We start from the raw sequence: 12,892 nt of genomic DNA on the forward strand, positions 1-12,892 counted from the left end.
TCCCGTATTTATTGCGCGCTTGGGCGCCAGATGCGTTGCGAGATGTCGACCTTCACCGGCACCAGCCGGTTGGCGTAAAACAGGTCGGCGGTTTGCTGCTGCGCGGCGATCGTATGCGCATCGAGCGGTGTGATGGCGGTCGGGGGACGGTGATCCAGATAGCTGGCGATCACCGGTTCCGGCAGCCCCATGGCGTTGGCCAGCAAGGTCACGCTTTGCGCCCGGTCGCTGCGGGTGAGCGCATCGGCCTGGGTCAGCACCGTCAGGACCTGGCTGATAAAGGCGCCATTGGCTTCGACATAAGGGCGCGCCGCCAGATAGAAGGAACCGGTCTGGTTCAGATCGGTGCCGTCGCCGAGCACCCGAACGCCGCCCTGCAACAGCGCGGCGGAATAATAAGGATCCCAGATAGCCCAGGCATCGACGTTGCCCTGCTGGAATGCGGCGCGCGCATCGGCGGGGGTCAGGTAGGCGGGTTGGATATCCGTAAATTTCAGGCCGGCCTTTTGCAGCGATCGCAGCAGCAGGTTGTGTGAGCTGGATCCTTTCTGAAATGCGACCTTATGGCCTTTCAGATCGGCGACGGTTTTGATCGGGCTGTTTTCCGGCACCAGGATCACTTCCGCCTTCGGTTTGGGCGGCTCAACGCCGACATACAGCAGGTCCGCCCCGGCGGCCTGCGCGAAGATCGGCGGAATATCACCGGTGCTGCCCAGATCGATGCTGCCGACGTTCAAGGCTTCCAGCATCTGCGGGCCGGCGGGAAATTCAATCCAACTGATGCGGGTGGCGGGGAAGCGCTCCTCCAGCAGCCGGTGGCTTTTCGCCAGCACCAGACTCACCGATCCTTTCTGGTAACCGATGCGAAATTGCGCCGGATCCTGCGCGACGGCGGCGTTGGCCCAGACCAGCGACAGCAGGCCGGTGAAGGCCGCTGCGTTCAGCCAACGTCGCAAAGCGTTGCGTTGTTTCATTCAGGCTCTCCTTTTCCAGGCATTTCAGGCGGTTTGACGCGCCGTCAGCGGCGAGGCGACGCGCAGCGCGGGCGGTTTGCGGCGCCCAAGCGCCAGATAGAAACTGGCGAGCGCTTCTTCCAACCGGGCGGCCACGGCGTCGGTGAGCGTGGCGCTTTCGCCGGTCAGCTGGATCTGACTGTCGTCGGCGAACACGCCGTGCAGCACCTCTTGCGCTTTGAGCGCCGCCAGCACCGGTTTCAGCGCATAGTCCACCGCCAGCATGTGACCGACAGAACCGCCGGTCGCCAGCGGCAGCACCACTTTATGGTCCAGCGCGCGTTCCGGCAGCAGGTCCAGCAGGGTTTTCAGCGCGCCGGAGAACGACGCTTTATAAACCGGTGTGGAAATCAGCAGGCCGTCGGCCTGCGCCAGCTGCTCGGCAAATGCCTTGATCGCCGGACTGTTGAAGTTGGCGTACAGCAGATCTTCGGCATCGAAGTCGTGCAGGGTATAGGCCGTCACCTCCACCCCTTGTTGCCGCAGCCAGTTCTGACTCAGCGAGAGCAGCGCGGCGGAACGTGATGGGATGCGTGGGCTACCGGCCAGTGATATAACGCGCATTGCCACTCCTTATAACTAAAAGTTAGGTTTAATTAGAAAATTAATGGGAAGTGTTTTAAACCTACCAGCAACCGGGCGCGTTTTTTAAATCTCATTTTTTGATTTGGATATGCGTAAAAGCGGATTGGCGCCGATTTGGCGATGAAGAGGGAAAACGATTGCGTAAAAACGGCTTTTTTTGCCTTTAATCAATTCCAATTAGGCGGGGGATACCGGATAATACGCCCCCGGTTTGCAACCGGGAAATCAGGAGAGTCCATGTACTACCCCCTCATCAGGAAAGCGTTGTTCCAGCTCGATCCGGAGCGCGCGCACGAAGTGACCTTTCGTCAGCTCAGCCGTATTACCGGCACCCCATTAGCGTTTCTTGTCCGTCAGTCCGTGCCGACCAAACCGGTCAGCTGCATGGGGCTGTCGTTTAAAAACCCGCTGGGATTGGCCGCCGGTCTGGATAAAAACGGCGAATGCATCGATGCGTTCGGCGCGATGGGCTTCGGCCATGTGGAAGTCGGCACCGTGACGCCGCGTCCGCAACCGGGCAACGACAAGCCGCGCTTGTTCCGCGTGGTTGAGGCGGAAGGCCTGATTAACCGCATGGGGTTCAATAACCATGGCGTGGACAATCTGGTTGAAAACGTTAAGAAATCCCATTTCGGCGGCATTCTTGGGATCAATATCGGCAAGAATAAAGACACGCCGGTCGAGCAGGGCAAAGACGATTATTTGATCTGCATGGATAAAGTTTATCCGTATGCCGGATATATCGCGATTAACATCTCTTCACCGAATACGCCGGGGTTACGATCCTTACAGTATGGCGAAGCGTTGGACGATCTTTTGGCTGCGATTAAAAATAAGCAGCAGGAATTACATGCGCGCCATCACAAATATGTGCCGATAGCGGTAAAGATCGCGCCGGATCTTTCTGAAGAAGAATTGATCCAAATTGCCGATAGCCTGGTGCGGCATAATATCGATGGCGTGATCGCCACCAATACCACGTTGGATCGAAAATTGATCCAAGGGCTGAATTACTGCGAACAAGCGGGCGGGTTAAGTGGGCGTCCGTTGCAATCACGCAGCACCGAAGTGATCCGTCGTCTCTCCACCGAACTGCAAGGGCGTCTGCCGATTATCGGCGTAGGCGGCATCGATTCGCTGACGGCGGCGCGCGAAAAAATGGAGGCCGGCGCGAGCCTGCTGCAAATTTATTCCGGATTTATCTATCACGGCCCGCGTTTGATTAAAGATATCGTTACCCATATCTAATATTTTTCCTCTCATTTTATTCCGGGGGTTTATTTCTGCCCCCGGCTCGTCTATATTTTGTTCGTTAGCTTAAATATCGTTCGCGGAATTATCCGATGTTTAAGCTATTTCATCGGTGATAAAATCGCCTTTTAGGGTGAGTGCGGCGTTGGCATGGGCAGCGAGAAGGATACGAAATGAAGATAAAACCTGACGATAATTGGCGTTGGTATTTTGATGCCGAACACGATCGGCTAATGCTGGATTTAGCTAATGGTATGATCTTTCGTTCACGTTTCCCGGCCAAAATGTTAACGCCGGACGCCTTCGATGAATGCGCTTTTTGCGTGGATGACGCCGCCCTTTATTTCACCTATGAAGAACAGTGCAAGCAGGTCAAGCTGAGCCATGAACAGCGCGCCGAGCTGGTGTTGAATGCGCTGGTCGCCTACCGCTTCCTGAAACCGCTGATGCCGAAGAGCTGGCATTTCTCGCAGCAGCACTACCCGTTGCAGCCGAAAAACGGCGAGCTGGCGGCGGTGAAAGTGATGGAAAGCGGCGCGGAAGCGCGCCTGCTGGTGGTGGAGGCCGGGGATAACGCCAGCCTGTGCCTGCTGGCGCAAAATCAGCTGACGGTCGCCGGCCGCACCATGGTCTTGGGTGACGCCATCAAGGTGATGCACGATCGGCTGAAACCTTGCGCGCAGGATGAAAGCGCCGCCCCGGCTTACGACAGGGCGGTATAAGGCGGATTACGCCAACGTCAAATCAGTTTTCGGGATGCAGCTGCAGCACAGGATGGTGCCGTTGCCGCCCAGCGCGCTTTTCTTCAGGGGCGCGACTTCACCGCTCAGCAATGTAATGCGGCAGCTGCCGCAAATCCCGGCGCGGCACGAGTAAGGCACGCGAATGCCTTGCTGTTCCAGTTGTTCGAGCAGGATCTGCTGGTTATTGCCGGTAAATACCTTTCCTTCATATTCGATCGTGACGCTGTGCGCGCTGTCCTGCGGCGCCTGCACGCTCTCCACCACTTTACCTGCGCCATAAGGGCGCGGCGGCTTGGTTGACAAGACTTCCACCGTATCGCCCACGCGAATGACGCCGCTGTTGCGCGCGATCATATTCTGGCCGAAATCGATGTCGCCGTTGTCGGCGGAGCGGAATTTTTGCAGCGTGCTGAGCGGTTCGCCGCTCGGGTGCTTGCGGCCACGCTCGGTGCTGACGGTGGTGAGCACGCAGCGGCTGCAGGGTTTCACCAGATCGAACATCACGTCGCCGACGCGGATCACCTGCCAGCCGTCTTCAGCCCAGGCGGTAGCGCCGCTCACCACCAGATTGGGGCGGAACTGTTCCAGCTTGATGCTGCCGGGGCAACGCTGCTGCAGGTCGTTGAACGAGGCTTGGTTAATCAGCAGATAAGGGTAGCCGTCGGCAAACGTCAGCGGGATTTCAGGGTGTTTCTTGACCCGGCGGGTCAGCTCCGGCCCCAGCCAGCGCAGCTGCACGTCGCGCTGGAAATAGCCGCTCAGCCAGCGGTTGATCTCATCCGGCGCGATCAGCGCGGTGAAATGGTTGCCCCACACCTCGGTCGGCTGCGGCGTGGCCGCGAAGTCGCTGAAGCGAATGGCGGCGCTTTCACCGTCCGGCGCGGTCAGAAACAGCCCGTCCGGCAACAGCGCCGGCGTGAACAACACCATCTGCGGATATTGGCGCGCGGTAATAAAGGTGCCGTCCGGTTCGGTGATCATAAAGTTGCGGTCAAAGGCCAGACCGCTGCTGCCGACCTGGGCGTAGGAAAGCTGCAAGCCGCGCAGTGATTTAACCGGATGGACGTAGAGTCTGGAAAGCGTGATCACCCTTATCTCCGTGCGATGATTAAATAGAAGGGAGCAACTTTATGACAAGCGGTGCGGATTAGCTATAATGCGCAACAATTTTCTTTTTGGTGATAAGTACGATATGAACTCTCTGTTTGCCAGCACGGCGCGTGGATTGGAAGAACTGTTAAAAAGCGAGCTGGAAACGCTTGGCGCTCACGACTGCAAAGTGGTGCAGGGCGGGGTACATTTTCAGGGTGACGATCGTCTTCTGTACCAAAGCCTGCTGTGGAGCCGCCTGGCTTCGCGCATTTTGTTGCCGCTGAACGAATTCCGCGTGCACAGCGACCTGGATCTGTACCTCGGCGTGCAGGCGATTGACTGGCCGAGCATTTTTGGCGTGGATAAAACCTTCGCCGTGCATTTCAGCGGCGTGAACGAAGAGATCCGCAACAGCCAGTATGGCGCGCTGAAGGTGAAAGACGCCATCGTTGACAGCTTCACCCATAAGCTCGACCAACGCCCGACGGTTGCCAAACAGCAGCCGGACATTCGCGTTAACGTCTTCCTGCAACGCGATATGGCCAGCGTGGCGCTCGATCTGAGCGGCGAAGGCCTGCACCAGCGCGGCTACCGCGATCTCACCGGCCAGGCGCCGTTGAAGGAAAACCTGGCGGCCGCCATCGTGTTGCGTTCCGGCTGGCAGCCGGGCACGCCGATGCTCGATCCGATGTGCGGCTCCGGCACGCTGTTGATCGAAGCGGCGATGATCGCCGCCGATCGCGCGCCGGGCCTGCACCGTCAACACTGGGGCTTCAGCGCCTGGAATGGTCACAACGCCGAACTGTGGCGTGAAGTCACCACCGAAGCGCAGGTGCGCGCGCGTCGCGGCCTGCAGGAAACTACCTCTCGCTTCTTCGGTTCCGATATCGATCGCCGGGTGATTGAGATGGCGCGCGGCAACGCCCGCCGCGCCGGCGTCGCCGAGCTGATCACCTTCAACGTCGGCGACGTCGCGCGCTTGACCAACCCGCTGCCGGAAGGCCCGCACGGCACGGTGATCAGCAACCCGCCGTACGGCGAGCGTCTGGAAAGCGAACCGGCGCTGATCGCGCTGCACAACATGCTGGGCCGCGTGATGAAAAGCGCCTTTGGCGGTTGGCAGCTTTCGCTGTTCAGCGCCTCGCCGGAGCTGTTGAGCTGCCTGCAGCTGCGCGCCGAGCGCCAGTTTAAGGCGAAGAACGGCCCGCTGGAGTGCGTGCAGAAAAACTATCAGCTGGCGGCAAGCCCGGCCGGCAATGCTACCGGCGGCGTGCAGGTGGCGGAAGATTTCGCCAACCGTCTGCGCAAGAATTTGAAGAAGCTCGACAAGTGGGCGAAGCAACAAGGCATCGAATGCTACCGCCTGTACGATGCCGATCTGCCAGAATACAACGTCGCGGTGGACCGTTACGGCAGCAAGGTGGTGGTGCAGGAGTATGCGCCGCCGAAAACCGTCGATGCGCAGAAGGCGCGTCAGCGCCTGTTCGATGTGATCAACGCGACGCTGGCGGTGCTGGAATTGCCGTCGAATCAGCTGATCCTGAAAACCCGCGAGCGGCAGAAGGGCAAAAACCAGTACGAGAAACTGGCGCAGAAGGGCGAGTTCTTGCTGGTGGAAGAGTATAACGCCAAGCTGTGGGTCAACCTGACCGACTATCTCGATACCGGCCTGTTCCTCGATCACCGCATTGCGCGCCGTATGCTGGGCGAGATGAGCGGCGGCAAGGACTTCCTCAACCTGTTCGCCTATACCGGCACCGCCAGCGTGCATGCCGGGCTGGGCGGCGCGCGCAGCACCACCACGGTGGACATGTCGCGCACCTACCTGGAATGGGCGGAGAAGAACCTGCGCGCCAACGGCCTGACCGGCCGCCAGCATCGGCTGATCCAGGCCGACTGCCTGTCGTGGCTGAGCAATGCCAATGAACAGTTCGACGTGATCTTCATCGATCCGCCGACGTTCTCCAACTCCAAGCGGATGGAGAACACCTTTGACGTGCAGCGCGATCACCTGGCGCTGATGAAAGATTTGAAACGGTTGCTGCGCCGCAACGGGACCATCATGTTCTCGAACAACAAGCGCGGTTTCCAAATGGATATGGCAGGGCTGAGTGCGCTGGGCCTGGAGGCGAAAGAGATCACCGCCAAGACGCTGTCGCAGGATTTTGCCCGTAACCGTCAGATCCACAACTGCTGGCTGGTGACTCACGCCGGCGAAGGAAAATAATTACTATGTCGTTAATCAGCATGTCCGGCGCCTGGCTCTCTTTCAGCGATGCGCCATTGTTAGACAACACCGAAATTCATATCGAAGACAACGAGCGCGTGTGTCTGGTCGGGCGCAACGGCGCCGGCAAATCCACGCTGCTGAAAATCCTCGGCAAAGAGATCCCGCTGGACGACGGCCGGGTGATCTACGAACAGGATCTGATCGTGGCGCGTCTGCAACAGGATCCGCCGCGCAATATCGGCGGCAGCGTGTTCGATTTCGTGGCGGAAGGCGTCGCGGAGCAGGCGGAACACCTGAAGGCGTATCACGCGATCTCCCACCTGGTGGAAAGCGACCCGAGCGAGAAAAACCTGGCGCGCATGGCGCAAATCATGGAGATCCTCGATCACCAGGGGCTGTGGCAGCTCGACAGCCGCATCAGCGAAGTGCTGCTGCAGCTGGGGCTGAACGGCGACGCAGAGCTTTCCTCGCTGTCCGGCGGCTGGCTGCGCAAAGCGGCGCTGGGCCGCGCGTTGGTGAGCTCGCCGCGCGTGTTGTTGCTCGACGAACCGACCAACCACCTGGATATCGAAACCATCGACTGGCTGGAAGGTTTCCTGAAAGAGTTCGACGGTAGCATCGTCTTCATCTCGCACGACCGTTCGTTTATCCGCAACATGGCGACGCGCATCGTCGATCTGGATCGCGGCAAGCTGGTTTCCTGGCCGGGTAACTACGATCTGTACCTGCAGAGCAAAGAAGAAGCGCTGCGGGTGGAAGAGCTGCAAAACGCCGAGTTCGACCGCAAGCTGGCGCAGGAAGAGGTCTGGATCCGTCAGGGCATCAAGGCGCGCCGCACCCGCAACGAGGGCCGCGTGCGCGCGCTGAAGGCGCTGCGCGTCGAGCGTTCAGAGCGCCGTGAAGTGATGGGCACCGCCAAGATGCAGGTGGAAGAGGCGACCCGCTCCGGCAAAATCGTATTCGAGCTGGAAGACGTCAATTATCAGGTTGGCGAAAAGGTGCTGGTGCGCGGTTTCTCCGCCCAGGTGCAGCGCGGCGACAAGATTGCGCTGGTGGGGCCGAACGGCTGCGGCAAAACCACGCTGCTGAAACTGATGCTCGGTCAGCTGAAAGCCGACAGCGGCCGCGTGCACTGCGGCACCAAGCTGGAAGTGGCCTATTTCGACCAGCATCGCGCCGATCTCGATCCGGAGCGCACGGTGATGGACAACCTGGCGGAAGGCAAGCAGGAAGTGATGGTCAATGGCCGTCCTCGCCACGTGCTGGGCTACCTGCAGGACTTCCTGTTCCACCCGAAACGCGCGATGACGCCGGTGAAGGCGCTGTCGGGCGGTGAGCGTAACCGCTTGCTGTTGGCTAAGCTGTTTCTGAAACCGAGCAATCTGCTGATCCTCGATGAACCAACCAACGATCTCGACGTCGAAACGCTGGAGCTGCTGGAAGAGCTGATCGACGGCTATCAGGGCACCGTGTTGCTGGTCAGTCACGATCGTCAGTTCGTCGACAACTCGGTGACCGAGTGCTGGATCTTCGAAGGCAATGGCGTGATCAACGCCTTCGTCGGCGGTTACTACGATGCGCATCACCAGCGCGCGACAGCGAAACCGATTCGTCAGGCGGCGCCGAGCGCGAGCAAACCGGCGGCGGAGAAAAAGGCCGAACAGCCGAAGAAAGCGGCGGCCAAGCTGAGTTACAACCTGCTGCGCGAACTGGAACAGCTGCCGCAGCGGCTCGAACAGCTGGAAGCGGAAATCGAAGCGCTGCAGGCGCAGATGAGCGATGCCGACTTCTTCACGCGGCCGCACAGCGAAACGCAAGAAGTGCTGACGGCGTTGGCTAACGCCGAGCAGGCGCTCGAGCAGGCCTTCGCCCGCTGGGAAGAGCTGGAAGCGATGAAAAACGGCTGACCGTTGCGATACCGCCCGCGCGCTGCTGCGGGCGGTATCGACGTGCCGGTGAGCAACGTTATTTAGGAGGAATATGGTGTGTTCCCACAACAATCATCAGCAGCATAGTCATTCCGCACCCTCGGCGGCGCAGCAGGATAACCTGATGCTGTGCCCGCAGTGCGACATGCTGGTGGCGCTGCCGCCGCTGGCCTATGGCAGCAAAGCGGTATGCCCGCGCTGCAAAACCACGCTCAGCGCCCGCTGGGACGAGCCGCGCAAGCGGCCGATCGGTTATGCGCTCAGCGCCTTGTTCATGCTGGTGCTGGCCAACATTTTCCCGTTTATCAACATGCGCGTCGCCGGCCTCGGCAACGAAATCCGGCTGATCCAAATCCCGGAAGTCATGGTGGCGGAAGACTACGCCAGCATGGCCACCTTGTTTATGGTGTTCGTGCAGCTGATCCCGGCGTTTTGCATGGTGGCGATCATCCTGCTGTGCGCCAGGGTGCGCTTGCCGCTGGGCCTCAAAGAGTGGATGGCCCGGGTGCTGTTCCAGTTCAAGACCTGGTGCATGGTGGAAATTTTCCTCGCCGGGGTGCTGGTCAGTTTCGTCAAGCTGATGGCCTACGGCGACATCGGCATCGGCAGCAGCTTCGTGCCTTACTGCCTGTTTTGCCTGCTGCAGGTGCGCGCTTTCCAGTGCGTGGATCGGCGCTGGCTGTGGCAGGATATCGAACCGGCGCCGCGACTTAATCGCCCGTTGACGGTGGGGCGCACCGGCATGCGCCAGGGCGTGCGCTCCTGCGCGTGCTGCACGGCGATCCTGCCGGCCGATCAGGTGCGCTGCCCGCGCTGCCACACCAAGGGCTACGTGCGTCGCCGCCACAGCCTGCAGTGGACGCTGGCGCTGCTGGTGACCTCTGTCATGCTGTATATTCCGGCCAACCTGATGCCCATCATGGTGACCGAGGCGCTGGGTAACAAGATGAATTCCACCATCATGGCGGGGGTGATCCTGCTGTGGGGGGACGGCTCTTATCCGGTAGCGATGGTGATTTTCATCGCCAGTATCATGGTGCCGTCGCTGAAAATGTTGGCGATCGGTTGGCTGTGCTGGGATGCGAACGGCAGGAAGAAACCGCGCGCCGACAGCGAGCGTATGCATCTGATTTATGAAGTGGTCGAATTCGTTGGTCGTTGGTCAATGATCGACGTGTTTGTGATCGCCGTGTTGTCGGCGTTGGTGCGAATGGGGCAGTTGATGAGCATTTATCCCGCGACGGGCGCCGTGCTGTTCGCGCTGGTGGTGATCCTCACCATGTTCGCCGCCATGACATTTGATCCCCGGCTGACCTGGGATCGCGCAAGTGAAACAATAAACAAGGAGCCGCAAGGTGACGGAAAATAATCATAGCGTCGCGGACGTCGAGAAGATCAAACGCTGGTCGCCGGTGTGGATCATTCCCATCGTGACCGCGCTGATCGGCGCCTGGATCCTGTTTTACCACTTCAGCCATCAGGGGCCGGTGGTGACGCTGGTGACCACGACGGCGGAAGGGCTGGAAGCGGGTAAAACCAAAATCAAAAGCCGCAGCGTTGACGTCGGCGTGGTGGAAACCGTCACGTTGAGCGATGACCTGAGCAAGGTGATGGTGCAGGCGCGTCTCAATTCCGGCATGGAGAAATTGCTGCGCCAGGATTCCGCCTTCTGGGTGGTGAAGCCGCAGATCGGCCGTGAAGGCGTCTCCGGGCTGGGCACGCTGCTCTCCGGCGCCTATATCGAACTGCAGCCGGGCAACAAAGGCAAAGACGGCAAAGACAACTATCAGCTGCTCGATGCGCCGCCGCTGGCTTCCCCGGACGCCAAAGGGTTGCGCATCGTGCTGGACAGCGAGAAGTCAGGCCAGCTCAACGCCGGCGATCCGGTGCTGTTCCGAGGCTATCGCGTCGGGTCGGTGGAAACCAGCTACTTCGATCCTAAAGAGCGCGCCATGCGCTATCAGCTGTTCATCACTGCGCCTTACGATCAGTTGGTCACCACCAACGTGCGCTTCTGGAAAGACAGCGGCGTGGCGTTTGACATGTCGGCACAGGGCATGCGGGTGGAGATGGGCTCGTTGACCACGCTGTTCAGCGGCGGCGTCAGCTTCGATGTGCCGGACGGCTGGGATCGCGGCGAACAGGCGAAAGAGAAAGCGGAGTACCGGCTGTTCGACAACCAGCGCAGCACGCAGGATTCGCTGTATACCGTGCATAAAGACTACCTGCTGTTCTTCTCCGATTCGGTACGCGGCCTGCAGCCGGGCGCACCGGTCGAGTTCCGCGGCATCCGTCTGGGGACGGTGGCGCAGGTGCCGTTCTATAAAGACGGCATGGCGCAGCGTCTGGATAACGACTACCGCATTCCGGTGCTGATCCGCATCGAGCCGGATCGCTTCCAGAAACAGCTGGGCGGCAACTTCGATATTGAAGGGCACTTGAAAGATGCGGAGTCCCGCGGCATGCGCGCCTCGATGAAGTCCGCCAACCTGCTGACCGGTTCGCTATACATCGATCTCGACTTCTATCCGCAGGAAAAACCGTGGAAAGGGCCGCGCGAGCTGTTCGGTTATCCGCTGATGCCGACCACCAGCGGCGGTCTGGCGCAGATCCAGCAGAAACTGATGCAGACGTTGGATAAGATTAATTCGATGCCGATCAATCCGATGATCAGCGAAGCGACCAAGACGCTGGCGGAAAGCCAGAAAACCATGAAGTCGACGCAGCAGACCATGAAGTCGTTGAACGACATCATCGCCAGCAAAGAGATGCAGGCGCTGCCGCAGGACATGCAGAAAACGCTGCTGGAGCTGAACCGCAGCATGAAAGGGTTCCAGCCTGGTTCACCGGCTTACAACAAGATGGTGGGCGACATGCAGCGCCTCGATCAGGTCTTGCGTGAGCTGCAACCGGTGTTGCGCACCCTGAATGAGAAGAGCAACGCGCTGGTGTTTGAAGCCGCCGGCAGCAATGACCCTCAGCCGAAGAAGGCCACGAAATGATGAAATGGATCCCGGTAGCCCTGGCGCTGTTGCTCAGCGCCTGCAGCAGTTCGCCACAGAAGACTTACTATCAGTTGCCGGCGCTGGGCGCGCCGGCCGCGGCCGGCAGCAGCGGCGCCTCCACGCGCCAGCTGTGGCTGGAGCACGTGAGCGTGGCGGATTATCTGGCGCAGAGCGGCGTGGTGTATCAGACCAACGACGTGCAGTATGTGATAGCCCAGAACAACCTGTGGGCCAGCCCGCTCGATCAGCAGCTGCAGCAAACTCTGGTCACCAACCTGAGCAGCGCGCTGCCGGGGTGGGTGGTCTCTTCGCAGCCGATGAGCAGCGATCAGGATGTGCTGAACGTGACCATCAGCGGCTTCCACGGCCGCTTTGACGGGAAAGCGATCATTCGCGGCGAGTGGGTGCTGAACCGCCAGGGGCGTTTGATCAAAAGGCCTTTCAGCCTGGAGCTGAAACAGGGTGAAGACGGCTATGATGCCCTGGTGCGCACGCTGGCGCAGGGGTGGCAGCAGGAAGCCCAGGCTATCGCAGCACAGATGGGCGGCATTTAGTCATAATTTGGTCTAAAATCGTCTAATCCTTGTCGGCGTGAAAAGTCGTTTTTTCTCGCTGGCAGGGATTTCTATTTTATTTCAATTGGTTAACTCCTTCCTCTGCAGATCAGCCACTTAGCATTTTCCTCGGGCGTAGCTCACAAATATGACATTGGCGTGAATTTTGCGCATTGATCTTCTCTTCTTTTAGCGCTATTGATTACTCGTGGCTGCGCAAAAAGCAGCCATTGTTTTCTTTCCACCAGACCAAAATGAGGGAAACGAGGCATGAAGAGACAGAAACGCGATCGTCTGGAAAGGGCGCATTCGAGAGGGTATCAGGCAGGTATTTTAGGGCGTTCCAGGGAACATTGTCCCTACCAATCATCAGTGGACGCCCGGTCTCAATGGCTGGGAGGTTGGCGAGAAGCCATGGAAGACAGGGCTGTGACCGCTTAAGCGGCTCCCTGTCAAATAAAAGGAATAACCTCCGCCCCCTGGCGGAGGTT

11 protein-coding genes are annotated in these 12,892 nt (G+C 59.4%); 8 read left to right on the forward strand and 3 right to left on the reverse strand.

All coding sequences use genetic code 11. The annotated features are described in order from the left end of the window. Positions 1-8 precede the first annotated feature (8 nt). Positions 9-974, reverse strand: coding sequence for a sulfonate ABC transporter substrate-binding protein (locus tag ACMGG9_RS07345; RefSeq protein WP_033642582.1), 966 nt, complete (start codon positions 972-974; stop codon positions 9-11). 24 nt (positions 975-998) lie between these two features. Continuing rightward, on the reverse strand, positions 999-1,577 hold the full coding sequence (ssuE, locus tag ACMGG9_RS07350) for an NADPH-dependent FMN reductase (protein ID WP_043137622.1): 579 nt from the start codon (positions 1,575-1,577) through the stop codon (positions 999-1,001). 258 nt (positions 1,578-1,835) lie between these two features. Here ssuE and pyrD point away from each other — a divergent pair, with 258 nt between their 5' ends. Both pyrD and ACMGG9_RS07360 read left to right on the forward strand, forming a co-directional pair. After that, the gene (pyrD, locus tag ACMGG9_RS07355; protein ID WP_047024935.1) at positions 1,836-2,846 is read left to right on the forward strand and encodes a quinone-dependent dihydroorotate dehydrogenase; all 1,011 of its coding nucleotides are present in this window, start codon (positions 1,836-1,838) and stop codon (positions 2,844-2,846) included. A gap of 176 nt (positions 2,847-3,022) precedes the next feature. Then, positions 3,023-3,571 carry a cell division protein ZapC gene (locus ACMGG9_RS07360; protein ID WP_004928171.1) on the forward strand — a complete coding sequence of 183 codons (549 nt, stop codon included), beginning with the start codon at positions 3,023-3,025 and terminating at the stop codon, positions 3,569-3,571. Between the two features lie 6 nt (positions 3,572-3,577). Here the strand turns inward: ACMGG9_RS07360 and ACMGG9_RS07365 are convergent, their stop codons facing one another. Further along, a complete protein-coding gene (locus tag ACMGG9_RS07365) occupies positions 3,578-4,681 on the reverse strand; it encodes a YcbX family protein (RefSeq protein ID WP_414162009.1) in 1,104 nt (367 codons plus the stop codon). Positions 4,682-4,784: 103 nt separating this feature from the next. Here ACMGG9_RS07365 and rlmKL point away from each other — a divergent pair, with 103 nt between their 5' ends. The 6 genes from rlmKL to rmf all read left to right on the forward strand — a co-directional run bounded on the left by rlmKL (position 4,785) and on the right by rmf (position 12,842). Next, positions 4,785-6,911 (forward strand): bifunctional 23S rRNA (guanine(2069)-N(7))-methyltransferase RlmK/23S rRNA (guanine(2445)-N(2))-methyltransferase RlmL, encoded by a 2,127-nt coding sequence (rlmKL, locus tag ACMGG9_RS07370; protein WP_414162010.1) that lies wholly within the window; start codon positions 4,785-4,787, stop codon positions 6,909-6,911. A gap of 5 nt (positions 6,912-6,916) precedes the next feature. Beyond that, entirely contained in the window at positions 6,917-8,821 is a 1,905-nt protein-coding gene (locus ACMGG9_RS07375; RefSeq protein ID WP_046686785.1) for an ABC transporter ATP-binding protein, read from the forward strand. Between the two features lie 76 nt (positions 8,822-8,897). After that, complete coding sequence (pqiA, locus tag ACMGG9_RS07380; RefSeq protein WP_369825817.1) at positions 8,898-10,211, forward strand: membrane integrity-associated transporter subunit PqiA; 1,314 nt, start codon at positions 8,898-8,900, stop codon at positions 10,209-10,211. Then, positions 10,198-11,844, forward strand: a complete 1,647-nt coding sequence (gene pqiB / locus ACMGG9_RS07385) for an intermembrane transport protein PqiB (RefSeq protein ID WP_033642587.1) — start codon at positions 10,198-10,200, stop codon at positions 11,842-11,844. The genes pqiA and pqiB overlap by 14 nt, the downstream gene beginning before the upstream one ends. After that, a complete protein-coding gene (pqiC, locus tag ACMGG9_RS07390) occupies positions 11,841-12,401 on the forward strand; it encodes a membrane integrity-associated transporter subunit PqiC (protein WP_089194512.1) in 561 nt (186 codons plus the stop codon). The genes pqiB and pqiC overlap by 4 nt, the downstream gene beginning before the upstream one ends. 270 nt (positions 12,402-12,671) lie before the next feature. Next, positions 12,672-12,842: a ribosome modulation factor gene (gene rmf, locus ACMGG9_RS07395; protein ID WP_004928150.1), complete on the forward strand. Its 171-nt coding sequence runs from the start codon at positions 12,672-12,674 to the stop codon at positions 12,840-12,842. Positions 12,843-12,892: the final 50 nt, after the last annotated feature.

The organism is Serratia sp. BNK-10 (assembly GCF_047456065.1).
Taxonomy (GTDB): Bacteria; Pseudomonadota; Gammaproteobacteria; order Enterobacterales; family Enterobacteriaceae; genus Serratia; species Serratia ureilytica.

What these genes read in the sequence shown, in the direction of transcription:
- ACMGG9_RS07360 (WP_004928171.1), top strand. Translation starts at nt 3,023, where the DNA reads ATGAAGATAAAACCTGACGATAATTGGCGTTGGTATTTTGATGCCGAA.
- ACMGG9_RS07345 (WP_033642582.1), bottom strand. Translation starts at nt 974, where the DNA reads ATGAAACAACGCAACGCTTTGCGACGTTGGCTGAACGCAGCGGCCTTC.
- pqiC (WP_089194512.1), top strand. Translation starts at nt 11,841, where the DNA reads ATGATGAAATGGATCCCGGTAGCCCTGGCGCTGTTGCTCAGCGCCTGC.
- ssuE (WP_043137622.1), bottom strand. Translation starts at nt 1,577, where the DNA reads ATGCGCGTTATATCACTGGCCGGTAGCCCACGCATCCCATCACGTTCC.
- rlmKL (WP_414162010.1), top strand. Translation starts at nt 4,785, where the DNA reads ATGAACTCTCTGTTTGCCAGCACGGCGCGTGGATTGGAAGAACTGTTA.
- pyrD (WP_047024935.1), top strand. Translation starts at nt 1,836, where the DNA reads ATGTACTACCCCCTCATCAGGAAAGCGTTGTTCCAGCTCGATCCGGAG.
- rmf (WP_004928150.1), top strand. Translation starts at nt 12,672, where the DNA reads ATGAAGAGACAGAAACGCGATCGTCTGGAAAGGGCGCATTCGAGAGGG.
- ACMGG9_RS07375 (WP_046686785.1), top strand. Translation starts at nt 6,917, where the DNA reads ATGTCGTTAATCAGCATGTCCGGCGCCTGGCTCTCTTTCAGCGATGCG.